Consider the following 25,204-nt stretch of genomic DNA (forward strand, 5'->3'; position numbering starts at 1 on the left):
TCAGGAAAACGAGGGTTGGCAGGCGAGCAGGGCGGCACCACGTGCGCCACCGGCATCGCCGAAGCGCGGCGGCACGATCGGCGGAACCTGCACGCCGTTGAACAGATGAGCGGCGATGGCTGCCGGCAGCTGCTGGTACAGCGGCGCGTACTGCGAGAGGCCACCGCCGAGCACGATCACGTGCGGGTCCAGCGCCAGCACCAGCGCGGCCAGGCTGTGGCCAAGCAGATCGCGGTGGATGTCCAGCGCCTTGCGCGCATGTACATCGCCGGCTTCGGCCAGGGCGATCACGGCGCTGGCGTCCGCGGCACTGCCACCGAGGTGGCGCTCGATCATTGCCAGCCCGCTGCCGGACACGTAGCGCTCCACGCAGCCCTGCAGGCCGCAACCGCAGTCCAGCAGCGGCAGGCCGTGGCGCTGCAGCAGGTGGCCGGGCACGCTCCAGTGGCCCCATTCGCCGGCCAGACCGTTGAAGCCGGACAGCAGCCGGCCCTGCAGGCAGAAGCCGCCACCGGCACCGGTGCCGAGGATGGCGCCGAACATGCTGGGGTAACCGTCAGCCGCGCCGCCGTGCGCTTCAGACAACGCAAAACACTGCAGGTCGTTGCCGAAATGCAACGGGCGTTGCAGCCGCGCCTGCAGATCCTGCGCCACGCATTGGCCGGTCAGTGCGGGCACGTTCGCGCTGAGCTGGCGGCCACTGCGTCGGTCGCGCACGCCGGGCAGGGCGATGCCGATGGCCGCATCGCTGCGGCCGAGGGCAGCGTCCGCCTCGGCGACCAGCGCCACCACCGCCTGCAGGAAGCCGTCGTAGTCACCCTGTGGGGTGGCCACGCGGCGGCGCCAGGTGACCTGCATCGCCGCATCGCACGCCACCAGCTCGATCTTGGTGCCGCCGATGTCGATGCCATAGCAGGCGTGGGCGATCAGCTCAGCCATGGTGGATGGTGACGCCCTTGACGACGCGGTTGACGGTGCCGTCCGGGAACGGGTTGTCCGGGGTCAGGCCCAGCGCGGCCGAGCGCTGCAGCGCGAACAGCTGCGCGAAGCCCAGCCACACCGGTGCCAGCCACGGATCGTCCAGTGCCGGCACGGTGAGGGTGTATTCGTCATCGGCGCCGATGTCCGAATGCGGGCCGATCGCCAGCACCTGGCCGGCCACGCCGTCGCGGCGCAGTTCTTCCAGCAGGTCCTGCTCGTAGCGGCGCGCCAGCGGCTGCACGCTGCGCAGCACCACCACCAGGGTGTTGCGGTCCAGCGTCGACTTCGGGCCATGGCGGAAGCCCAGCGGTGTGTTGGCCAGCGCCAGCACGCGGCCGGCGGTCAGCTCCAGCACCTTCAGCGCGCATTCGCGCGCCAGCGCTTCCAGCGGGCCGCTGCCGAGGTAGATGATGCGGTTGAACGGGCGCTGCGCCAGCACCGCCACCGGTGCATCCCACTGCGCCTGGCCTTCGCGGGCCAGCGCGGCGATCTGCTTCAGGCGCGCCACGCGCGCATCCCACGGCGAACGATCGAACACGGTCAGTGCGGCCAGCAGCATGCAGGTCAGGCTGCTGGTCATGGCGAAGGCGCGATCGCAGCTGGCCGACGGCATCAGCAGCGTGCAGGTATCGGCACGGCCGGCACCACGACGGGCGAGTTCGCCATCGGCGTTGCAGGTGATGTCGAGGAAGCGTGCCTCATCCACATCGGCACGCACGCGGTCCACCGCGGCCACGCTTTCCGGACTGGAACCACTGCGGCCAAACGAGACCAGCAGGGTGGGGCGGTCGCGCTGCAGGTACAGCGCCGGATGGGTCAGCAGGCTGGTGGTGTGCACCACGCGCACCTCGGCCGGCCACTGCGCGTTGATCGCATCGGCCACCATCTCGGCGATGAAGCCGGAGCTGCCGGCGCCGGTGAACAGCACGCGCTGGTTGGGATCGTTGAGGCTGCCGCCGAGGAAGGCCTGCAGGCGGTCGCGGGCACGCGACAGATCCTGGGCGAGGGCTTCCCACAGCGCTGGCTGCTGGGCGATTTCGGTAGCGGTATCGGCTCCGCCAAGGCGCTGCCAGGCGGACACATCGGAAAGCAGGGTGACGTCCATTCGGAGGTTCCAGTTGGGCCAGCGCACCATCTGCGTTTTCTTTCGAAATGTCAAACATCGAAAGTAAAAAGAAAGAAAATGACGCGATGACTTTTCCCGCTGCCGGGCGCTCGGGAAAACGAAAGAACGGGGCGAATGCCGTATCGCACAATGCTTAACAGGCTGCTGCAATCGATTACACAAAGTATTGCGACGCAACAACTTTCGTTTCAACGGAATATATCTTCCTTTTTCCTTTCAATTTGTTGACATCTTTCGAATCGCTGCCCTAGAGTCGGCCCAACCGCTTTCGAAACGCCCGGTGAACGGGTTGGGAGTCCGTGTGGAAATCTGCGTTCGTCGCTCGCCGCTGATGCTGGCTCTGTTGCCGGCATTGATGTTGGCGTCCATGCCGGCCCAGGCCGAGCCGGTCGGCAACCTGCGTTCGGTTGCCGCCAGCGCCAGCCGCGACGGCGTGCAGGGCTGGGACCTGCAGACCGACAAGGGCGCGCGCCTCCGCATCGAACTGCCGGCCACCGACATCATCCGCGTGCAGGCCGGCCGCAACGGCACGCTGACCGGCGCCGGCGACAAGGCCGCGCCGATCGTACTGCCGCAGCCCAAGGCCAACGTGCAGGCGAAGCTGGAAGAAGACGCGCAGGAAATCCGCGTGCGGACCGAGTCCCTGGTGCTGCATGTACAGCGGCAGCCGCTGCGCATGCGCCTGGAACGGCTGGACAACGGCCAGCCCACCGCGCTGTGGCAGGAACTGCAGCCGCTGGACCTGGATGCCACGCAGAGCGTGCAGGTGCTGTCCTCGCAGGCCGATGAGGGCTACTTCGGTGGCGGCCAGCAGAACGGCCGCTACCAGTTCAAGGGTCGCGAGCTGGAGGTGTCCTATTCCGGCGGCTGGGAAGAGGGCGACCGCCCCAGCCCTGCACCGATGCTGCTGAGCAGCCGTGGCTGGGGCATGCTGCGCAATACCTGGAGCGATGGCAACTACGATCTGCGCGAGGCCGACCAGGCCACGCTGCTGCATCGCGAAGACCGCTTCGATGCCTATTACTTCGTCGGCGCCGACCTGCCGAAACTGATCGAGCGCTACACCCAGCTGACTGGCCGCCCGAACATGGTCGCGCGCTGGGCGCTGTCCTACGGCGACGCCGATTGCTACAACGATGGCGACAACAGCAAGAAGCCCGGCACCGTGCCCGAAGGCTGGAGCGACGGCCCGACCGGCACCACCCCCGATGTGATCGACAGCGTGGCCAAGCAGTACCGCGCCCACGACATGCCCGGTGGCTGGATCCTGCCCAACGACGGCTACGGCTGCGGTTACAAGCAGTTGCCGGAAACCGTGAAGGGGCTGGCCGGCTACGGTTTCCGCACCGGACTGTGGACCGAGAACGGCGTCGACAAGATCGCCTGGGAAGTGGGCAAGGCCGGCAGCCGCGTGCAGAAGCTGGACGTGGCCTGGACCGGCAAGGGCTACCAGTTCGCGATGGACGCCAACCGCCAGGCGTTCAACGGCATCCTCGACAATTCCGATTCGCGCCCGTTCCTGTGGACGGTGATGGGCTGGGCCGGCATCCAGCGCTACGCCGTGGCCTGGACCGGCGACCAGAGCAGCAGCTGGGACTACATCCGCTGGCACGTGCCGACCCTGGTCGGTTCCGGCCTGTCCGGCATGGCCTATGCCAGCGGCGACGTCGATGCGATCTTCGGCGGCAGCGCCGAGACCTTCACCCGCGACCTGCAGTGGAAGGCGTTCACGCCGGTACTGATGGGCATGAGCGGCTGGTCGTCGAACGCACGCAAGCATCCGTGGTGGTACGACGAGCCCTACCGCAGCATCAACCGCGATTACCTGAAGTTGAAGATGCGCCTGACCCCGTACATGTACGGCCTGGTGCACGAGGCCGCGCAGACCGGCGCACCACCGGTACGTGGCCTGATGTGGGACAACCCGCGCGACCCGCACGCGCAGGATGAAACCTACAAGTACCAGTTCCTGCTTGGCCGCGATCTGCTGGTGGCGCCGGTGTACCGCAGCCAGGCGGCCAGCCGTGGCTGGCGCCGCGATATCCACCTGCCGGCCGGCGGCTGGATCGACTACTGGGACGGCCGCCGCGTGCAGGCCGGCGCCGACGGTCGCCAGCTCGACCGCCAGGTGGACCTGGCCACGCTGCCGGTGTTCGTGCGTGCCGGAGCGATCCTGCCGATGTACCCGTCGATGCTGTTCGACGGTGAGAAGCCGCTCGATGAAGTGACCTTCGACCTGTACCCGCAGGGCGAGTCGCACTACACGCTGTACGAAGACGATGGCAACACGCGCCGCTACCAGCAGGGCGAGTCGAGCACGCAGGTGATCCGCGTGCAGGCGCCAGCGCAGGGCAGTGGCCCGGTGCAGGTGCAGATCGATGCGGTGCAGGGCCAGTACAACGGCCAGCTGCCGCAGCGCCGCTACGGCCTGCGCGTGCTCAGCCGCCAGGCGCCGCGTGCGGTGCAGGCCGCTGGCCGCGCGCTGCCGGCGCTGGCTGATGCCGCTGCGTTCAACGCTGCTGCTGAAGGCTGGTACTTCGATGCCGCCGAACGACGCGGCACGCTGCATGTGCGCACCGCCAGCCAGGACATCCGCCAGCCCCTGCAACTGCAGCTGGACTTCGCGGTCGCCGCCGCCGCTGCCGACGATGCGTATCCGGCGGCACCGGTACTTGGCCGCGAACTGCCGGCCGACAGCCTGCTGGTGGTCAACCGCCCGGCCGAAGAGCCCGGCCACGCGCTGGAAAACGCCTTCGATGATGACCCGGGTACCTGGTTCCGCAGTGTGCGCAACCAGGCCGTGCGCACTGGCGCGCACGAGTGGGTGATCGGCTTCGGCGAGCGCAGGATGATCGATGGCATCGACATCGCGCCGCGCAACGACAAGAACTGGAAGCACGGCCAGGTGCGCGATTACGAGGTGTACCTGGGCGACAGCAATGGCGAGTGGGGCGAGCCGATCGCCCGTGGCCGCCTGCAGCTGAAGGAAGGCGTGCAACGCATCGACTTCCCGGCCCATGCCGGCCGCCTGCTGCGCTTCCGCGTACTGAGCGTGCAGAACCCTGAAGGCGACGGCGCCAGCAGCACCGACCCGATGGTCACCGCCGCACAGGGCAGTGCCCGCGCCTTCGATGCGTTGCAGCCGCGCGACGTCGGCCCGATCGCACTGTCCACCTTCCACATCCTCGAACACCAGGAACCGGAGCGACCGGCCCGGCAGCGCTATCTCTCCGAGCTGCCGGTGCCGGCCGCGCTGGCCAGCCAGCTGCGTACCGACCAGTCCTTCCGTGGCGACGCCGGCATGCGCATGAACGGCCTGCAGTTCCGCCGTGGCCTGGGGGTCGGCGCCAACAGCCGCATCGACCTGCGCCTGCAGGGCGGCTGGCACCTGCTGCGTGCCGACCTCGGCATCGACGACGCCTGCCGCAACGCCGGCGGCCTGCAGTTCCAGGTATGGGGCGACAACCGCCTGCTGTACGACAGCGGCCTGGTGAAGGCGCCCGGCGTGGTCAAGCCGGAGCTGGACATCCGTGGCCTTTCCACCCTGAGCCTGCGCACGCTGGGTGCGCAGGGCAGTCAACCCGCCCAGGTCTGCGCCAACTGGGCCAATGCCGTACTGATCGGCCAGGAGGGCGACTCCGCCAGCATCGTCGCCCCATGACCCCCTCGTAACACCGCTCCTCCCCCCGCCCATTCCGACTACGGCCCCCATGGCCGTGGCCCGGGAGCGTTTTGCCCGCCGAACGCCCACGCGCTCACCATTCGCGCCGCACCCCTGCCAGGAGAGAACCCCGATGTTGCCCGCCCGCCACCACCGCCCCCCCTGTCGTTCGATCGCTCCGCTGTCGCTGGCCATCGCCGGCGTGCTGCTGTCGGTCGCCGTTCCTGCCTTCGCCCAGGAGAGCAAGGACAAGGCCACCGACCTGGCCCGCATCGAGGTCACTGGCTCCAACATCCGCCGCACCGACGTTGAAACCGCGTCGCCGGTGCAGGTGATCAGCAAGCAGGACATCCAGAACATGGGTGCGCGCACGCTGTTGCAGGTGCTCGACAACCTGCCTGCCGCACGTCCGGCGCAGCAGGATGCGCGTTCGTTGTTCACCGGTTCCGACGGTGCCTCGCAGGCCAACCTGCGCGGCCTCGGTGCCCAGGGAACGCTGGTGCTGCTGAATGGTCGTCGCCTGTCGTACTACGGTGCACCGGCCGGCTTCCAGACCCAGTTCGTCAACATCGACGCGATCCCGGCTGCGGCCATCGAACGCATGGAAGTGCTGACCGACGGCGCGTCGGCGGTGTACGGCACCGACGCGGTGGCCGGGGTGATCAACGTGATCACCAAGCGCAACTTCCAGGGCGCCGAGGTCAGCTTCACCAACGACACCTCCTCGCGCATCGACTCCTACGGCGAGCGCCAGGCCAGCATCACCGCCGGCTTCGGTGACCTGGCCGAGAACCGCTTCAACATCTACGGTGCGGTCAACATGTACCGCCGCGACGCGATTCCGCTGAGCGATTTCTACGACAAGCGGCCCGACCAGTACTACGTCAACAATCCGAACTACCTCAACAACCTGCGCCTGGGCGTGGGCAGCAAGCCGGGTGAATTCAATCCGGGCACTTACTTCGCCTTCGATCCGGTCACCGGCCGCCGCGTGCAGGAAGCCGCGCCGGGCTGCAAGAACGTGCTGACCAGTGAAGCGGCCGGTCCGCGTTGCGTCTGGGAAACCTGGATGAACAACGAGATCGATGCCGGCGCCAAGTCCGAGCGCAATACCGCCTACCTCAACGGCACTTTCCTGGTGGGTGACAGCACCGAGATCTTCGCCGAGGCGACCTACACCGACATCGACCTGCGCGCCAACGGCGGCACGCCGCGCACCTACGGCACCACCACCGGCAACCCGACCAGCTGGTTCTCGCGCAACACCGGCAACACTGTCAACCAGTTCCTGTACCCGTTCCTGGGCCCGAACAACGAGTACAACCACGCCAGCCCGCAGATGAAGGCAATGATGGGCGGCGTGGTCGGCCTGAACTACCTGCTGCAGGATGCCGGCCCGAACTACTTTGGCCAGCGCAATACCGACAAGAGCTACCGCGTGCTGGCCGGTGCGCGTGGCAACCGGGGTGACTGGAACTGGGAGACCGCCTTCGCCAGTGCCGGCACCCACTCCACCACGTACCAGACGATCAACGTCAACATCAAGGGCTTCGAGAAGGCGTTCGGCCCGTACTCGGTCGATCCGACCACCGGCCGCGTGATCATCTCCGACCACCCGGCATACAAGTTCGGTGAGATCAGCGAAGCCAACGCTGCATTGATCCGTGAAGCGTTCCCGACCTTCGACATCCAGTCGTGGACCCGTCTGCACACCCTGGACGGCAAGATCGAAGGCCCGCTGTTCCAGCTGCCGGCCGGTGAGATGCGTGCGGCATTCGGCTTCAACGCCAGCCGCGAAACCTTCTACACTCCGGGCAACGCCGATGCAGCCAACGGTCTGATCACCCAGCAGGGTGGTTCCTGGTTCGACGGCAAGCGCAACACCTACGCGCTGTTCGCCGAGACCGTGGCGCCGATCACCGACAAGCTGGAACTGGATGCGGCGGTGCGCGTGGACAAGTATCCGAACTTCAGCGCCAATGTGGCGCCGAAGATCGGCTTCAAGTACCAGGCGTTCGACCAGCTGATGCTGCGCGGTACCTACTCGACCGGTTTCCGTGCACCGAGCCTGGCCGAATCCGGCAACGGCGGCGTGTTCGCGCAGCTGGGTGGCTACCGCGACGAGCTGCGCTGCAACGAGACCAACGCCATCGCCAACCTGCTGCTGCGCTCGCAGCGTCCGGGCGATGTCGACCTGGGCAAGAACCTGCTGAACGTGGATTGCAGCCGCACCGTGGCGCGCATGACCCAGCCGAACAAGAACCTGAAGCCGGAGAAGGCCAAGATCGCCACTCTCGGCTTCGTCTACGAGCCGGCGACCTGGCTGTCGGTGTCGGCCGACTACTGGTTCATCTATCGCGACAATGAAATCGTCGCGCCGGACTACCGCCGCATGGAAGACATCATCTCCTCGTCGCGCTCGCCGATCACCGACAGTGACCGCGCCAACCTGGCGCAGCTGGCGGCGATGTGTGCCGACCCGGCCAGTGGCGTGAGCTGCCCGTCGGTGCTGCCGGGCTACTCCGCCGGCAACGTGGCCAGCGTGGTGGGCCAGTACAAGAACCGTGGCAAGACGCTGATCGACGGGTTCGACATCGATGCACGCAGCCGCTTCTCGCTGGGTGACTGGGGCAACCTGAACATCGGTCTGGCCGCCACCATCGCCAACCGCAACCGCTTCTACATGGATGAAGCCAACGGCTGGTACTACGGCGACGTGGTGGGCTACTACAACAACCCGCGCCTGCGTGCCACGCTCAATGCCGACTGGACCTACAAGCAGGTCACCACCAGCATGTTCGTCAACTATGTGGGTGGCACCAAGTGGGCCACCGACCAGATCGACGAAGAGAGCAACAACAAGGAAACCTGCACCGGCGGCTACCTGGCCCTGCAGAAGAGCAAGTGCGACGGCGCACCGTCGTGGTGGACCGCCAACATGAGCGTCACCTGGCGCCCGGATGATGCCTGGAACCTGAGCTTCACCGTCAAGAACCTGTTCAACCGCCTGCCGTTCTACGATCCGAACAGCTTCCTGGGTGACTCCAGTGACTACGCGACCATCTTCGGCCGTGGTTACAGTGTGACCATCGGCTACCGTTTCAAGTAATTCCGTTTGCGTGACCCGGCGAGCCGGCTACGGCCGGCTCGCTGCCAAGAGGAGAGATGTTTGCCATGAAGCGTAGGGAATTCATCGCGGCCAGTGCCGCTGTCGCCGCCAGCAGCCTGCTGCCGCAGACCCCGGCATGGGCACGCGGGCGCAAGGTGCGCCTGGCCATGATCGGTACCGGCATGCGCGGGCTGGTGCTGCTGAAGGAACTGGTGCGCCGCGACGACGTCGAGGTGGTCGCGCTGTGCGACATCGAGCCGATCATGCTCGGTCGCGCCGTGGAGATGGTGACCAAGGCTGGCAAGCCGGCCCCGAAGACCTATGGCCAGGAACGCGACAGCAACGCCTGGAAGCGCCTGCTGGAACAGAAGGGCATCGATGGCGTGATCATCGCCACGCCGTGGGAATACCACGCGCCGATGGCGATTGCCGCGATGCAGGCCGGCGTGGCCGTGGGCTGCGAAGTGGTGGCCGGCATCACCCTGCAGGACCACTGGGACGTGCTGAAGACCCAGCTGAGTACCGGCACCCCGTACATGCTGCTGGAGAATGTCTGCTACCGCCGCGACGTGATGGCCGCGCTGCAGATGGTGCGCCAGGGCCTGTTTGGCGAACTGGTGCACCTGCAGGCCGGTTACCAGCATGACCTGCGCGGCGTGAAGTTCAATTCCGGCGACCCGAACCAGCCCTATGACAGTGGCGTGGAATTCGGCCCCAAGGGCTGGAGCGAAGCACGCTGGCGCACCGAGCATTCGGTGGAGCGCAACGGCGAGCTGTACCCCAGCCACGGCATCGGCCCGTGCGCGATGTACACCGGCATCAACCGTGGCAACCGCTTCACTCACATCAATGCGTTCGCGACCAAGGCACGCGGCCTGCACGAATACACCGTGGCCAAGAGTGGTGGCACCACCCACCCCAGCACCAAGGTCAAGTTCAAGCTCGGCGATATCGTCACCACCACGCTGGCCTGCGAGAACGGCGAGACCATCCTGCTGCAGCACGACACTTCGCTGCCGCGCCCGTACTCGATGGGCTTCCGTGTGCAGGGCACCAAGGGCCTGTGGATGGACGTGAACCATTCGATCCACATCGAAGGCCGCAGTCCGCCGCACCAGTGGGAAGAGTTCAAGAAGTACCAGGACGAGTACGAGCACCCGCTGTGGAAGCAGAACGCCGACACCGCCGCCAGTGCTGGCCACGGTGGCATGGACTGGTTCGTCATCCATGCATTTGTTGAAGCGCTCAAAGCCAAGGCACCGATGCCGATCGACATCTACGACGCGGTGACCTGGAGTGCGATCACCCCGTTGAGCGAGCAGTCGATTGCCAACAATTTCCAGACGCTGGAGTTCCCGGACTTTACTGCGGGTGCGTGGAAGCAGCGCAAGCCGATTTTTGCGTTCGACGGTAAGTATTGAGGTTTACACCCTTCCACGCTGTGACGGAGACGCCGGGCACTGCCCGGTGTTTCTGTTTCTGGGGGCATTCGCCTTGTAGAGCCGAGTCCACGCTCGGCTGCCTATCTGATGGTCCACCCGGTATCAGAAAACTCTGAAATTCGACCCATTCCACAGTTTCTGACTTGAATGTGTAAACGACATCGGAGATAACGTCCCATGTGGCCAAGCCGCATTCCGGACCAGGGACGATCCGAAGCATGACGTGGTTAGGCAACCGCCCCACGTTCTCGTTCCCCACCGGCGCTGTGTTCGTCCAGGAAGGAGAACAGGGATGTTGGAACGACTGAAGTCCATTTCGTGTGTCGCACTGGCGATGATTGCGCTGGCGAGCTTGGCTCCCGGGGCTGCGCAGGCGCAGGAGGTGCAGAAGAAGTGGGAAAGCTACCTGTCGATGGGCCAGCCGCGAGCCACGGAAGCGGCGGTGCAGAAGGACATCAAGTCGCTCTTTTCCCAGTACGAGGAGGACAAACCCTTCGATTGGCATGTCAAACGCCAACGCGTCCTTGGAAAGAAGGTCATCTACGATTACCGGGTGAAACCCGAGAAGATCGTTACTACCGACTGGGTCTACACCCACTCAGGGCAGGAGTATTCTTCCGAAGATCAGATTCGGAGCGTGATCCTCGCCACCCGCGTCAGCGACCCGCAGTGCCCGGCGACTTCCCTCACGGAGGATCCGTGGGTCGAGCTCCTTGGGCTTGGAAGGGGCGACGACGGTAGTGTCACCAACGAGGAGAAGGATTTCCATTACACCTTGAACTTCTATCATCAGAGCACTCAACAATGCTCGTCGATAGTGGGGTGGGAGCATGTGCGCCGGGCCAGAACGGCGCTTTGCCCGAATCGACCGTCCCTGACGTGGAATGACGCCTTGCAGATGTGCTCACTGGTCCAGCAGGACGAGCCGCACATGGCGCCCATGCTGTCCTATACAAGCACGCCGCTGCCGCCGCAGCAATGTCCTGTTGGCAACCCATGTGATCCGACCACTGGCGATAAATCCCAGCCTGAGCCGGATTTCAACTTTGGATGGGTGAGCTTCCAACGCCACTATCATTCCCTGACAAGCACGGCGGGCGGCGCGTTGGGTACGGGCTGGACCCATTCCCACAATCTGCGGCTTACCGCAGGCGTAGACGATTCTACCTTCCCTCCCAGCCCCGAACTGAAAGTTGGGTTGATCGGCGCCGATGGCGGGCAGACCGCGTTCCAGAAAGTGGGGGCAAGCTACGAAGCCATGGACGGAAGCGGTGATCGCGCTGTCCAGCAGGGCACCAACTGGCAACTTTCACGTGCCGGAGAGCGCATTCATTTTGATGCCGCTGGCTTGATGCAGCGCCGCGATTTCGAAGACGGAACCTCGCTGACCTATGCACATGACAGCCGTGGTCGTCTGCTCAGTATCACCCATTCAACCGGTCGACGCGTTGATGTCCAGTACCTCGCGCCGGGCGACGATTCGCTGATCTCGGCCTTGGTGGTTGCCGGCCAGCCTGTGGTCAGCTACACGTACTCTCCTGCTGGCGAGCTGACCACTGCGACCTATGCAGACGGCACCAGCCGTACATACCACTATGAAGACGCCCGTTTCCCCGGCTACCTGACCGGCATTACCGCTGAAGGCAGCCAGCGCTACAGTTGGTACGGCTACGACGCCAAGGGACGGGTCACCTGCAGCCGTCACTCCGGCGACTGCAGTCAGGCCGACGTAGGCATTGATGGCGTGCGCCTGGAGTACACCCCGGCAGGAACCACCATCGTCACCGACGCACTGGGCAAGCAGAGCACCTACGCCTTGACCGCCATCGGCTCCAGTGGCCTTCCGCGCAAGGTCAATGGCATCACCGAGAGCAACGGCAGCATAAGCCGCACCTATCTGCCCGAGGGCACCGATTTCCGGCGCCGGCTGCAGTCGGTGACCGACCGCCGTGGCGTCGTTACCAACTACGCCTATGCCGAGGCCAGCGACGCTACCGCAGGCGCCGTCAGCGTGACCACCACCACCGAAGCGACCGGTACTCCGGATCAGCGCATCAGCGAAACGCGCGTGGCCATGGACAGCAATCGGCTGGTGCAGCAGACCGTTGGCAACCGTGAGATCCGCATCGCGCGCAACGCGCGCCTTCAGCCGACCACCATCACCGTGCGCGACACGCTGACCGGTGATACCCGCGTCACCACGCAGACCTATTGTGAGGCCGAAGGCGCAGAGTGCCCGTTGGTGGGTCTGCTGCGCAGCGTGGATGGCCCGCGCAGTGATGTGGTGGATGTCTCCACCTATGCCTACTACACTGCGGACGACGCGGGATGCGCGACCAATGGTGCATGCGGTTATCGCAAGGGCGACCTGCGCAGCGTGACCAATGCGCTGGGCCAGACGGTCGAGACCTTGGCCTACGACGCACTAGGACGGCCGTTGTCGACGAAGGATGCCAACGGCGTGGTCACCGACTACACCTACCATGCCCGTGGCTGGCCGACCTCGGTCACCGTGCGCGGTGCCACCACAGCCGAGGACAGGGTAACCCAGATCAGCTACTGGCCGACCGGCCAGGTGCAACAGGTCACCGAGCCGGACGGCAGCAGTGTCACCTATGTCTATGACGCCGCCCAGCGGCTGACGGACATCGCGGACAGTGCGGGCAGCACCATTCACTATGTGCTGGACAACGCCGGCAACCGCCTCAAGGAAGACACGCTGGATACCGGCGGCACCCTGCGCCGCACCTTGGCACGGACGTTCAACACGCTCGGCCAGCTGACCGCGCTGAAGGACGCAGGCAATCACGCTACCGGCTTTGCCTACGATGCCAACGGCAACCCGCAGACCGTGACCGACGCCCTGCAGCGCGTGACCAGCCAGCAGTACGACCCGCTGAACCGCCTGGCCCGGACCCTGCAGGACGTGGGTGGCGTGGCCGCCGAGATCCGCAGCCAGTACAACGCGCTGGACCAGGTCACCCAGGTCACTGACCCGAAGGGCCTGCATACCACCTACGCCTACAACGGATTCGGTGACCTGACTGGGCAGGTCAGCCCGGACAGTGGCGCCAGCAGCTTCACCGTGGACGCCGCCGGCAACCGCAAGACGGCCACCGATGCGCGTGGCGTCACCGCCACCTATCACTACGATGCACTTAACCGCCTGATCGGCATCGCCTACCCGGACCCCAATCTGGATGTGGGCTACAGCTATGACGTAGCGCCAGCGGTCTGTGCCGCCGACGAGCGCTTTGCCAAGGGGCGTCTGGGGCAGGTGCTGCACGCCAATGGCAGCACCCAGTACTGCCATGACCGCTTCGGCCAGGTCACCCGCAAGGTGCAGACCGTCAACGGTGTCGCCAGCACGCTGCGCTATGCCTACAGCAAGTCGGGTCGCCTGACTGCGTTGACCTACCCCGACGGCAGCGTGGCCGACTACGTCCGCGATACGCAGGGCCGCATCAGCCAGATCGGCCTGACCCGCCCCGGCCAGGCCCGCCAGATCGTGGTGAACAACGTGACCTATGCGGCCTTCGGCCCGGCGACAAGCTGGATTTACGGCAATGGCCGCCAGCTGCGGCGTCCGCTGGATCTGAACTATCGCCCACAGGCGGTGCATGACACGGCCGCAGGTGGCCTCTCGCTGGGCTATGGCTATGACCCGGTCGGTTCGATCACCGAGCTGAAGAACGGCGCAGGCTCAACGGTGCTCGCCAAGTACGCCTACGACACGCTGGGCCGCCTGACCCAGACCCAGGACGGTACGACCGGTACACCGATTGAAACCTATGCGTATGACGCCACCGGCAATCGCACTGCGCTGACCACCTCGGCAGGCACCGCCAGCTATACCTATCCCACAACCAGCCACCGGCTGACCGCAGTGGATGGCGAGGCGCGCACCCATGACGCAACGGGCAATACCACCAGCATCGGCAGCAAGACGTTCACCTACAGCGATGCCAATCGCATGAACGCGGTGAAGCAGGGTAACGCCCCACTGGAGAGCTACGGTTACAACCACCGCGGCGAACGCGTGCTGCGTACCCCGGCCGGTGGCGCAGCGCAGATCACGTTGTACGACGAGGCTGGGCAGTGGCTGGGCAACTACTCGGCCACGGGCCAGGCGCAGCAGCAGGCCATCTGGCTGGACAACTATCCGGTGGCGCTGATCAATGTGCCGGCTACCGGCGTGCCTGAACTGGCCTACGTCCAGCCGGATCACCTAGGTACGCCGCGCGTGGTGATCGATCCGGTACGGAATGTCTCGATCTGGGAGTGGAGCAACAGGAGCGAGGTGTTCGGCAACCAGATTCCGAGTGCCGATCCGGACGGCGATGGCGTGGCGTTTGAACTGGCGCTGCGATTCCCGGGCCAGCAGGCGACGGATGCGAGTGGGTTGTTCTACAACTACCAGCGGGAATACGACCCGGCGGTGGGCCGTTATTCGCAGAGTGATCCGATTGGGTTGGATGGGGGAGTGTCCACCTTCTCCTATGTATCAGCTGATCCAGTGCGGGCAGCTGATCCGCTCGGACTGCTGGCCAATTGCACTTGTGTGGACGGCGGAGTTCAGATCGACATCCCTATTCGTTTCAGTGGTGAGGGAGCTACTCCTGAGACTCTGAGTAAAATGATAAATGCAATTGAATCGACCTGGTCTGCGCCCGGATTTACAGTCACTGTTAGCCAGCCGGAGAAAGGGCGGTTAAACCGTGTTGAGGTTCCGCTGGGGAAGGGGGTATCGACTGTAACCGGAGGCAGTGTCGGTAAATGGTATGCAGGAAACACTGAGTGGACAGCTGCGCACGAGGCAGGGCACTTGATGAAATTCAAGTACGACGGTCGTTTTGATATGTACGATGTGGTGTCACAGGCGCCCTCTCGTTCTACTAAGCCCGTTCCGGGGTGGGAGGGGAACATCATGGCAGAGCATCTGGGCGTTCCAGACGATAGGGTTCGGGACGCTATCAAGAAGAGATTGAGGTGCAAATGATAGGGAATCTACGCGTGGCTGCGCTCCTTCTTCCATTGCTAGGAGGCTGTAGCACTAGTCAGTTCAAACACGCTGAATGGAGTTCAGATTGGGTGGATGTTTCATCGGATGAGATCATTCCTGGGAACTCCACGACACTTCGGAGTGATCGCTTGGCCACCTTGAATCCGCAGAGTGAAAATTCGATTGCTCAGTGGATGCTCGCTCAAAACTTGAGCATCGTTCACGCATCGGATGCTGCTGAGAAATTCGCGCCTCTACAGTTGAATGGGTTAGTGCCGGCAGAGGGGGAGACTATTTATCTCGTCAGAGCGGCCTCGGATGCAGGAGGCGGAAATTTTGTCGGCTACGTAAATGACAGTGGGATTCTCATCTTGTATGGGGTAATGGGAAGTTGTGGGGAGCAGGTGCATCGAGTGGTTGCTGTGAGCCTGAGTAAGAGGCCTGCCAAGGTCTTCGGAGGGTGCTCAGGAGCGCTTTGAAGATTCTTATGTGTGTGGGTCTGAGGTGCGAATAGGAAAGTGGGAATTTCATTTGCGAGCGCTCTGTTGGTGTGTTTGCGGGCGGGGGCATAGATTGCAGCTGTTGAGCGGCTTGGCGACACCGTGGTCTTCATTGAGGCCTCTGTCGGCGCAGAAGATTGCACTTCAAGTAGAGGGCGCTTGGGAAGGCCGGTTGATTCCTGTCAAATCATGATTCTTGAGCAGAGCTTCCCGGGACGATCGAGCTATCGATCACAGGCGTAACAGTAGACCGCTAGGCCAGATGGGGACGGGCTGTTCTTTTTCATGCGAATCCATCGTGGGTGCGGAGCGATTGGCCGTTGTGGCGCATTGATCGATTGAGGGCATCACCCCACGGCGCAGGCACCGCTTGGCTTGAGCTGGGGCAGGTTGCGGGGCATGTAGGCCGGCAGGGAGCTGACGAAGGGATGGATTACAGGACGGACCACCATCGGGCCAACGCAATGGGCTCTACCGTGCGTGCAGCTCGATGAACATCATGGATCCTGTACTCAGCGAACTGCTTTCCCGGCTCGGTGTCGACAGTGACTTCGGGCAGGCAGGTACTCTCGAGCGCTGCGCGATGGGCTGCGTGAGTAGGCCGCCAAGCAGGAGGCAAGGTGCATGAGCTCCCGCGCTCCTCCACAACAGAACGCGATCGGCCTGCACGCCTCGGAGAGGTACAAGATGAAAGCCAGGCGGATTTTTCGGTATGGGTTGGCCTACGCGGTGTCGTGTGGAGCACTCTGGCTGTTCCTGAACTTTGTGGGCAGGACGCTTTACGCCTTCGACTCACATCAAGTTTTCTTCTGGCTGTATGCCGTCAGCCTTCTGTTGCTGGGAATTGGCGCACGGGTTGCCGCCGGCGGCCGCCTGACCATCAGGCGGCTTGCCAAGGGGGCTGGCTTGGGGCTGCTCGCGGGCCTTCTGGCCCAGGTCGTGGTGCTTGTACTGGAAGTCTATAGATTCAGCGGGTTCAGGCCATCGCTGCTTTGGCAGGTACCGGTTTCGCTGACGGTGATGAGCGTCGTGCTGCTCACGCCGCTCTGGGGCGTAGTGCTGGTTGCCCTCACCGCTGCATGCCGCCGCGACAACAACTCACAGGCCTCGAACCCATGAAGCGCCTGACTGCCTTTTGCCTCGTGGTTGCACTGACATCCTGCGCGGCGCATCCGAACCGCACCACGAAGTGTCCGCCGGCCCATTTCACCTACGTCGGCACCGAGAGAGTCGGCGGACTGACCTACGGGCGCTTCCAGATCACCCACAATGCTGATCAGCCGCTTCAGCTGTGGGTGGATGAAAGACGCAGGTTGAACTCAAGGACCGCTCGCGCAGAGATGAGGCGCACAGGCGAGGATGCCTGGCGGCCTTACAACGTGATCCTTGAGGAGATCACACCGGGAGCGATCGGGCAGGGTGAACAGCAGAGCGTTCTGTTCGATGGTGATGGCCTGTTTCTGCCCGGCGCATCCAGCGCGGGCGCGAATTACTCCATCGTGGTACAGGACACTGCAGGTTGCGAGCATCGCTCGGCAACGTTCATTCCCTGACATTCCTGGCGGCGTGCCGGATACCTCGCGACATCGCAGCATTGCCCGGTTGGGATACTGCGGACAGGCAATGAAGGGAAAATGGCGCGCCCGGAGGGATTCGAACCCCCGACCAATGGCTTCGGAAGCCACTACTCTATCCGGCTGAGCTACGGGCGCGTTGTAGAACCGCCGCGCCACCGGCCAGTGCCGGGGCGGGCATCGCAGCGCCATGAGGCGGTGCGGGACCGGCATTCTATCCAGTTTCGCCGAACAAATCTCCCCCCACGGGCAAAGCCCTGCCGGAGGCGCAGGAGTATCCTATCGCCATGGCTGATACCCCCCTCACTTCGCCGCAGTCGCCGGCGACGCCGCGTTGGCGGCATTACTGGAGTCTGATGCGCGCTGATCGCCCGATCGGCACGCTGCTGCTGCTGTGGCCCACCTGGTGGGCGCTGTGGCTGGCCGCAGGTGGCCTGCCGCCGCTGTGGACCCTGTTCGTGTTCACCGCCGGTGTGTGGCTGACCCGCTCGGCCGGCTGCGTCATCAACGACTACGCCGACCGCTGGCTCGACCCGCATGTAGAGCGCACCAAGGCGCGCCCGCTGGCCACCGGTGCGATCAGTGGCCGTGCCGCGCTGGCGCTGTTTGCGGTGCTGATGCTGGTTGCGTTCGGCCTGGTGCTGACGATGAACGGGCTGACCATCGGCCTGAGCTTCATCGGCGTGTTCCTGGCCGCCAGCTACCCCTACCTGAAGCGCTACACCCATCTGCCACAGGTCTACCTGGGCATGTCGTTCGGCTGGGGCATCCCGATGGCGTTCGCCGCCGTGCAGGGCGAAGTGCCGATGTTGGGCTGGCTGCTGTATGCCGGCAACATCCTGTGGTCCACCGCTTACGACACCTGGTACGCCATGGTCGACCGCGAAGACGACCTGAAGATGGGCTCGCACTCCACCGCGATCCTGTTCGGCGACCTGGACCTGGTCATCCAGGGCGTGCTGTACGCGCTGTTCCTGGCCACCATGGCGCTGGTTGGCGTGCGCGGCGGGCTGGGCGGCTACTACCTGGCCGGCGTGGCCGTGGCCACGGTGCTGGTGGTGTACGAGTTCTGGATCTGCCGCAACCGCGAGCGCGGCCCGTGCTTCAAGGCGTTCCTGCACAACAACTGGGTGGGTGCCGCGCTGTTTGCCGGCATCGCTGTGGACCTGGCGCTGCATTGAGAAGCGCAGCCGAGCGTGGGCTCGGCTCTACAGCTGACAGTGCTTCCGTAGCGCCCGAGCCCATGCTCGGGCGGCGGCGCACAGCGCCGGGCCTTCCGCCACCTACGACCAATAGGTGGCTGACAGCCCGCACCCCACCGCCCAGAATCGAAGCATCGAACCTGGGAGGGTAGGCGATGGCCTCGACGGCAGCAGTACAGGACGGCTGGATGGCGCGCGCAGCGTTGCGCTCGGCCGCCTGGGCGGAAAAGTGGTTCCCCGATGCGTACGTGTTCGCGGTGCTGGGCGTGGTCATCGTCGCGCTGGCGGCGATGGGCTTCGGCTCGACCCCGCAGGCCACCGCCAGCGCCTTCGGCGACGGCTTCTGGAGCCTGATTCCCTTCACCATGCAGATGGCCTTCGTGGTCATCGGTGGCTACGCCGTGGCGACGGCACCGGTGGTCGCTCGCTTCATCGATTTCCTGGCCCGGGTGCCGCGCACCGGACGTGGTGCGGTGGTGTACGTGGGCCTGGTCAGCATGCTGGCCTCGCTGCTCAGCTGGGGGTTCTCGCTGGTGTTCGGCGGCCTGCTGGTGCGTGCGCTGGCACGCCGCACCGAGCTGCGCATGGACTACCGCGCGGCCGGTGCTTCGGCCTACCTGGGGCTGGGCGCGGTGTGGGCGATGGGGCTGAGTTCGTCGGCCGCACAGCTGCAGGCCAACCCGGCCAGCATGCCGCCGGGGCTGGTCGAGATCACCGGCGTACTGCCGTTCACCGAAACCATCTTCCTGTGGCAGTCGATCGCGCTGACCTCAGTGCTGATCCTGGTTTCGCTGCTGATCGCCTGGCTGACCGCACCGGCCGCAGGCAGTGCCCGCACCGCTGAAGACTTCCCCGGTGCCGCGCAGGCCGAGCCGGAGCCGCTGCAGCGCCGCACGCGCCCGGGCGAATGGCTGGAATACAGCCCGCTGCTGACCGTGCTGCTCTCGCTGCTGGCGTTCGGCTGGCTGTTCAACGAGTTCGCCAACAAGCCGGTGGTCACCGCCATCGCCAACCTCAACACCTACAACTTCCTGTTCATTTCGCTGGGCCTGCTGCTGCACTGGCGCCCGCGCAGTTTCCTCAACGCGGTGGCCAAGGCGGTGCCCAGCACCACCGGCGTGCTGATCCAGTTCCCGCTGTACGGCGGCATCGCGATGATCCTCACCCACGCCGCTGGCGGCGATGGGCAGACGCTGGCGCACCGGCTGTCGAGCCTGTTCGTGCACGTGGCCAGCACCGATACCTTCGCGCTGGTGATGGGTGTCTATTCGGCCGTGCTGGGCTTCTTCGTGCCCTCCGGTGGTGGCAAGTGGATCATCGAGGCGCCGTACGTGATGCAGGCCGCCAACGAACTGAAGGCGCACCTTGGCTGGGCGGTGCAGGTCTACAACGCCGCCGAAGCGCTGCCGAACCTGATCAATCCGTTCTGGATGCTGCCGCTGCTGGGCGTGCTGGGGCTGAAGGCACGCGACATCGTCGGCTTCACCTTCATCCAGCTGCTGGTGCACATTCCGCTGGTGCTGGGCCTGTTGTGGCTGCTGGGGATGACCCTGGCGTACGTGCCGCCGGTGATGCCCTGAATGCTGGGCTGGCTTGCCTGCGCGAGTTGGGAAGCCAGCCTCCTTCCGCGCGTGTTTCCGGCTGCGAGCGCCATGAATGCGTGCAACGCCGATGACGGCATGAGCACATGCCGAACCCGCATGAATCCTTCAGCCGCTTGTGCCACAAGGGCTTCTGCGCGTTCATTCACATGCGTACACACAGATGTAGCCGCCCACCCACGCGTGATTAACCATTCGCTGCAGACGATGGCCACGTCCACCGCATTCCGCGAGTGGCTTTGGAGATCGGACATGGCACAGCAGAACCAGAACCCGAACCAGAAGCAGCAGGGCCAGCAGAACCAGCAGGATCAGCAGCAGGGCCGTGGCCGCGACCAGCAGCAGCAACAGCAGCAGGAACAGCAGAAGCGCAACCAGAACCAGCAGCAGGGCGGCCACGACGAAGAAGAATGATCGCGTTGCGCGTGCAACGTGACCGGCGAAGCCCCGCCCCGTGCGGGGCTTTGCTTATTCCAGCACGCCGATACGCTGCAGCACCGGCGCCGCCGACATGTCGTTCGGATTGGTGCCCGGCTGATCCTGCGGCACGTCCATGCCCATGCCGCGGTAAAGATCGACCCAATGCTGGGCGATCTGCCCGGTCTGCGGGTTGCGGAAGTTCATCGGCTGCAATGCGAACACGCGGTGCGCACGGAACGCACGCTCGATGAAGTCCGAGCAGTAATAGCTGTCCTCGTTCAATACATACGACGTGTTGTAGGGCTTGCCCAGCATCGTGCGCGCGGTGGCGACCGCATCCTTGATGGCCGCCTGCTGCGGCGCGCGCAGGCGATAGACCACGATCTGCCGCTGCTTGGCTTGGGCGTCCTGCTGGAACTCGGTCAGCGATTGCCGGCGTGATCCCTTCTCGTCGGCGTGCAGCACCTCCCAGCCCTTCGACGCCGAGGCGACCAGGGCGACGTGATCGAAGCTGGGTGCGCCCTGCGTGCCGGTGGCATCGTCGATGGCCGCGCTCAGGCCGCTGCGGCCGGCAGTGACGAACAGCAGGTCGCCTTCGTGGACATCGACGGCCAACGCCACGGCCGGCCACAGGGCGGGCAGCAGCAGGCCGATCAGGAGCAGGAGGCGATGCATGAGGACTCTCGGACAGGCGGAATGCCGGAATTGTAGGGTGCGCGGTAGCATGGAGCGACCGGACCGGATTCAGGATGAGCCCATGCGTCGATACCCTTCTCCTGCACTGCTGGTGCTTGCCTGCGGCGCGGTGCTGGTTGCCTGCACGCCAGCGCCGCAGCCACCACAGACAGCGGCCGAAGCCGTGACTGCCGCAGCGGCGCCGGCGACCAGCGCCACCGAGCCCACACCTGTGGCTGCAGCCAGTGAATGCCCCTACCCGGAATTCGATACGTTCCTGAAGCATTTCGGCAACGAGATCACGCTGCAGGAAAAGGCCACGGCCGATCCGCTGCTGGACAGCTACATCGATGCGGAGGCCGAGCCGGAACCGCGCAAGGTGGAAAGCCGGGTGGCGCTGGCCGATGTCGAGTGGCCGGTGATGCCCGATCCTGCCGCGTTGGCCGGGCAGGGCCGTGAAATGCAGGTCAGCCCCCTGGCCGATGGGCAGCGGCAGGTGCAGATCCGTACGCCGGACAGCAGCGACCAGCAGACCTATACCTTCGCGCAGGCGCCTTGCTGGACACTGGTCAAGCGTGAGGACGAGTCGATCTGAAGCCTGATCCGGCACAGGCGCGGCGGGCCAGTGACTGCTAGTCTCGACCCCAGGTCCAGGCAGGGAGACGCCGATGCAGGCTTTCAGGAAGCGCACCACCGCCGCCGTCGTCGCCGTATTGGCGATAGCTCCCTTCAGCGGCGCCCAGGCACAGTCGGTGCATGCCGATGACCGCGCCTACTTCGCCAATGCCACCGCCGAACAGGCCGCGCGTGTCGCCCTGGGCAGGCGCGTCGAGGCCCTGCAGCAGGCAACCGCCCTTGCACCGGCGGAACGCTTCCGGCAGGCCGAGATACTGGAGGCGCAGTGCCTGCGACATCACGGCTACCTGCACCTGCAGGCCGCCCGCAATGCGCGTGATCGGCGTCCGGCCCAGGCGCTGGATCAGGTGACGGGGCTGTGCAGCCGCATCGCCCGCAGTGGTCGCGCCGCACTGCGCGAGGCACCCGCAGATGCAGCGTGGGCAGCACCGTATGGCTTCCTGCGCGCACGCGCGCTGAAGGAGGCTGCCACCCCGGCCAACGCCGCGCTGGATGAGGCCGTGGAGGCACTGGCCGATCCGGCGCTGGACAGCTTCGCGCGCCTGCGCGGGCAGATCCTGCGCAGCGCCGAGTACCCGCAGATCGAGCACGGCGGCCGGCACTGGGACACGGGGCGCGACAAGCAGGCGCTGGCCCAGCAGCCCGACCGTGCCCTGCGCGAGGCAGGCTGGAAGGGTTACTGGCAGGGGCTGCACTCGCGCCGTGAGCCGATGGCATCGGTGCTGCTGGGGCTGGTGCAGGTGAATGACGCGGCCGCACGCCTGCAGGGCGATGGCTCGGCGCCGGCACATGGCTACCAGCGCATGGGTCTGGATACCGCCGTAGTGAATGCAACGCTGGTGGCGGTCGAACAGCACGCGGAGGACCGCCGCGCCTACCAGGAGATGCTGCTGCACCACGCTGCGCGATCCGGCATTGACGCGCCGCAGATCTGGGATACCACCGTGCCCGATGCCGGCTACACGCCACCGGTGCTGACGCTGGCGCAGCTGCGCGACAACGCCGCCGATGCCATGCAGCACCTGGGGCCGGCGTACGTCGCTGAACTGCGCGCGCTGCTCGATCCGGCCAACCAGCGTATGGATCTGGCCACCGAACGCGGTGACCGCAGCCAGGACGCGTTCCCGGTGAGCGCTCCCGGTGTGCCGGCAATGCTGTTCGTTGGCGTGCGCCGTGGCGATCTGGAAAGCGATGTCGAAATCGCGCATGAAGCGGGTCATGCCATGCATGGCGAGTGGATGCAGCGCGGTCATGCGTCGCCGCTGCAGCGCAATGGCAGCCAGTGGCTGACCGAGGCGTTCGCGATCTACAACGAGCTGCGCTTCCGCGACCAGCTGTACCAGCAGGCACAGGACCCGCGTGCCAAGGCCTATTACCTGAAGTCGCTGCTGGACGACATGGTGCTGCAGCTGTTCACCTCTTCCGAGGAAGCGCAGCTGGAGCAGTCGATCTACCAGGGCGTTGCCGCCGGTACGCTGGGCACCGCCGATGATCTGGACGCGCTGACCGGGCAGGTGCTGGCGCGCTTCGGCCAGCAACCGGAGCGCTACCCGCAGCTGCGCAACACCTGGATCGGCAAGCGCCTGATGTATGAAGACCCGAACTATCTGGTGAACTACCTGTATGCGGGGCTGCTGGCCGTGCAGCTGTATGTGCAGGACCAGCGCGACCCCGACGGGTTCCGTGAGCGTTATCTTGCTGTGCTTGGCGAGGGCTTCGATCGCGCGCCGGACGAGCAGGTGGCGCAACTGCTGGGGCACGCGCCAGACTGGGCGGCCCTGGTGGACGCCGATCTGCAGGTGTTCAACCAGACGGTGGCACAGCTGCAGGCGCTGCATGCGCGGATCGAGGCAGGGCAGGGTACGTGAGCATGCTGCGGGCAGGACAGCAGGCCGCAGCCATGACATGCCTGTTGTTGCTGCTGTGCCTGCTGCCGATGGCGGCGCTGGCGGCAATCCCGGTGCCGGCGCTGGACGATCCCGTGGTGGACACGGCCAACGCGCTGTCCACTGAAACCCGCGCCACCCTGCGCAGGCAGGCGCTGCAGCTGCAGGTGCGGAAAGGTGCACAGCTGCAGGTGCTGGTGGTACCCAGCGTGGGCAACGAGGGCATCGAGCCCTACGCACAGCGGGTATTTGATCAATGGCAGCTGGGTCGCGCCGGTGTCGACGACGGTGTGCTGTTGCTGGTGGCGGTGCAGGATCGCCGCGTACGCATCCAGACCGGCTATGGCCTGGAAGGTGCGCTACCAGACGCGTACGCCGCTCGCATCATCGACAACGCGATCGTGCCGCGCTTCCGTGAGGGTGATGTCGACCAGGGCGTGCTTGATGGCACGACGATCATGGTGGCGCTGATCGAAGGCGAGGACCTGCCTGCATGGGAAGCGCCGTCGGCCAGCAATGTGCTGCCTGCGGACTGGCGTCGCGCAGACTCGGTGGTGGCGTTGACCCTGCTGGCCGGCTTCCTGGCCGGGCTGTGGCGCTCGCCGCCGCCCCTCCCGCCAGCGAAGACCGAGGACGATTTCAGCGGCAGCCGTCGGGAGCGGCGGCGCAAGGCACTGGCCGCCAATGCGTCGGCACCGAGGCCGAGCTGGCCGACCTTGCCGGCCTGGGGGCGTCCGATGCTGCTGACAGCGGTGGTTGCCGCAGGCGCGCTGTCCGTGGCGTTGCTGCTGCCACGCCACCTGCTGGCGGGCCTGTGCTTCGTGATGGCGCTGGGCGTGCCGGTGGCGGCCCTGCTCGGCTGGTGCTGGCGTCGCAGCCGCGGGGTGCGCATCGTCCTGTGCGGCATGCTGGTGCTCAGCATGGTCTTGCTGGTACAGGCGCTGCTTCGTGGCCAGCTGCCACCGAGCCTGGCCCGGCACCTGCTGCTGCAGGCCGCCGCGGGTGTTGTCACCTTGATGGTGTTCCTGCTGGTGCAGGCCTGTCGCGCACGCTGGAAGAAGAACCGCAGCAGCTTCGTCGTGCGCATGACGGTGCTGGTGCTGTTGACCCTCGGCTATGCCGCGGGCGCGTTGCTGGCGATCCATCGTGCCGAAGGTGACGATCCACGGCTGCTGGCGATGATCGTGTCAGGTGTGTGTGGCGTGCTGCTGTACTTCGTAGGGTTGTTCACCATGTTGCCGGGCGAGCGCGCACGTGGCCGGGTTTCGTCACGCCGTGAGCGCAGCGCGTCCAGTTCGTCATCCAGCAGTTCGTCATCGAGCAGCTCCAGCAGCTGGTCCGGAGGCGGCGGCCGCAGCGGCGGAGGCGGTGCGTCGGGCAGCTGGTAGA

Annotated in this window: 15 protein-coding genes and 1 tRNA gene; 12 read left to right on the forward strand and 4 right to left on the reverse strand. The window is 65.3% G+C overall.

The genetic code is table 11. From position 1 onward, the window contains the following. Positions 1-939, reverse strand: a complete 939-nt coding sequence (locus tag RI032_RS10035) for an ROK family protein (protein ID WP_322548219.1) — start codon at positions 937-939, stop codon at positions 1-3. Continuing rightward, complete coding sequence (locus RI032_RS10040) at positions 932-2,086, reverse strand: SIS domain-containing protein (RefSeq protein WP_260363748.1); 1,155 nt, start codon at positions 2,084-2,086, stop codon at positions 932-934. Before RI032_RS10040 ends, RI032_RS10035 begins: the two co-directional genes overlap by 8 nt. A gap of 322 nt (positions 2,087-2,408) precedes the next feature. Here RI032_RS10040 and RI032_RS10045 point away from each other — a divergent pair, with 322 nt between their 5' ends. The 6 genes from RI032_RS10045 to RI032_RS10070 all read left to right on the forward strand — a co-directional run bounded on the left by RI032_RS10045 (position 2,409) and on the right by RI032_RS10070 (position 17,374). Next, positions 2,409-5,768, forward strand: a complete 3,360-nt coding sequence (locus RI032_RS10045) for a TIM-barrel domain-containing protein (RefSeq protein WP_322548220.1) — start codon at positions 2,409-2,411, stop codon at positions 5,766-5,768. 133 nt (positions 5,769-5,901) lie between these two features. Then, positions 5,902-8,877, forward strand: coding sequence for a TonB-dependent receptor domain-containing protein (locus tag RI032_RS10050; protein WP_322548221.1), 2,976 nt, complete (start codon positions 5,902-5,904; stop codon positions 8,875-8,877). Between the two features lie 65 nt (positions 8,878-8,942). Then, complete coding sequence (locus RI032_RS10055; protein ID WP_322548222.1) at positions 8,943-10,298, forward strand: Gfo/Idh/MocA family protein; 1,356 nt, start codon at positions 8,943-8,945, stop codon at positions 10,296-10,298. 313 nt (positions 10,299-10,611) lie between these two features. Then, positions 10,612-15,318: an RHS repeat-associated core domain-containing protein gene (locus tag RI032_RS10060; RefSeq protein ID WP_322548223.1), complete on the forward strand. Its 4,707-nt coding sequence runs from the start codon at positions 10,612-10,614 to the stop codon at positions 15,316-15,318. 1,127 nt (positions 15,319-16,445) lie between these two features. Continuing rightward, on the forward strand, positions 16,446-16,940 hold the full coding sequence (locus RI032_RS10065) for a hypothetical protein (protein WP_322548224.1): 495 nt from the start codon (positions 16,446-16,448) through the stop codon (positions 16,938-16,940). Continuing rightward, on the forward strand, positions 16,937-17,374 hold the full coding sequence (locus tag RI032_RS10070; RefSeq protein WP_191863463.1) for an adhesin: 438 nt from the start codon (positions 16,937-16,939) through the stop codon (positions 17,372-17,374). Before RI032_RS10065 ends, RI032_RS10070 begins: the two co-directional genes overlap by 4 nt. A gap of 82 nt (positions 17,375-17,456) precedes the next feature. Here RI032_RS10070 and RI032_RS10075 read toward each other — a convergent pair. Then, positions 17,457-17,533, reverse strand: a tRNA-Arg gene (locus RI032_RS10075). A gap of 149 nt (positions 17,534-17,682) precedes the next feature. On the opposite strand from RI032_RS10075, the gene ubiA reads away from it, so the two are divergent. The 3 genes from ubiA (at position 17,683) to RI032_RS10090 (ending at position 20,612) form a co-directional block, all read left to right on the forward strand. Next, positions 17,683-18,576: a 4-hydroxybenzoate octaprenyltransferase gene (gene ubiA / locus RI032_RS10080; protein WP_197575423.1), complete on the forward strand. Its 894-nt coding sequence runs from the start codon at positions 17,683-17,685 to the stop codon at positions 18,574-18,576. A 176-nt stretch (positions 18,577-18,752) separates the two neighbouring features. Then, complete coding sequence (locus tag RI032_RS10085; RefSeq protein WP_029379800.1) at positions 18,753-20,177, forward strand: short-chain fatty acid transporter; 1,425 nt, start codon at positions 18,753-18,755, stop codon at positions 20,175-20,177. Positions 20,178-20,450: 273 nt separating this feature from the next. Next, complete coding sequence (locus tag RI032_RS10090; protein ID WP_010482135.1) at positions 20,451-20,612, forward strand: hypothetical protein; 162 nt, start codon at positions 20,451-20,453, stop codon at positions 20,610-20,612. Positions 20,613-20,666: 54 nt separating this feature from the next. Here the strand turns inward: RI032_RS10090 and RI032_RS10095 are convergent, their stop codons facing one another. Continuing rightward, positions 20,667-21,293 (reverse strand): YiiX/YebB-like N1pC/P60 family cysteine hydrolase, encoded by a 627-nt coding sequence (locus RI032_RS10095; RefSeq protein ID WP_322548225.1) that lies wholly within the window; start codon positions 21,291-21,293, stop codon positions 20,667-20,669. 82 nt (positions 21,294-21,375) lie between these two features. Here RI032_RS10095 and RI032_RS10100 point away from each other — a divergent pair, with 82 nt between their 5' ends. The 3 genes from RI032_RS10100 (at position 21,376) to RI032_RS10110 (ending at position 25,203) form a co-directional block, all read left to right on the forward strand. Further along, positions 21,376-21,888 carry a hypothetical protein gene (locus RI032_RS10100; protein WP_071305531.1) on the forward strand — a complete coding sequence of 171 codons (513 nt, stop codon included), beginning with the start codon at positions 21,376-21,378 and terminating at the stop codon, positions 21,886-21,888. A gap of 73 nt (positions 21,889-21,961) precedes the next feature. Continuing rightward, on the forward strand, positions 21,962-23,797 hold the full coding sequence (locus RI032_RS10105; RefSeq protein WP_322548226.1) for a M3 family metallopeptidase: 1,836 nt from the start codon (positions 21,962-21,964) through the stop codon (positions 23,795-23,797). A gap of 2 nt (positions 23,798-23,799) precedes the next feature. Further along, complete coding sequence (locus RI032_RS10110; protein ID WP_425603857.1) at positions 23,800-25,203, forward strand: TPM domain-containing protein; 1,404 nt, start codon at positions 23,800-23,802, stop codon at positions 25,201-25,203. Position 25,204 lies beyond the last annotated feature (1 nt).

This window comes from Stenotrophomonas geniculata (assembly GCF_034508895.1).
Taxonomy (GTDB): domain Bacteria; phylum Pseudomonadota; class Gammaproteobacteria; order Xanthomonadales; family Xanthomonadaceae; genus Stenotrophomonas; species Stenotrophomonas geniculata.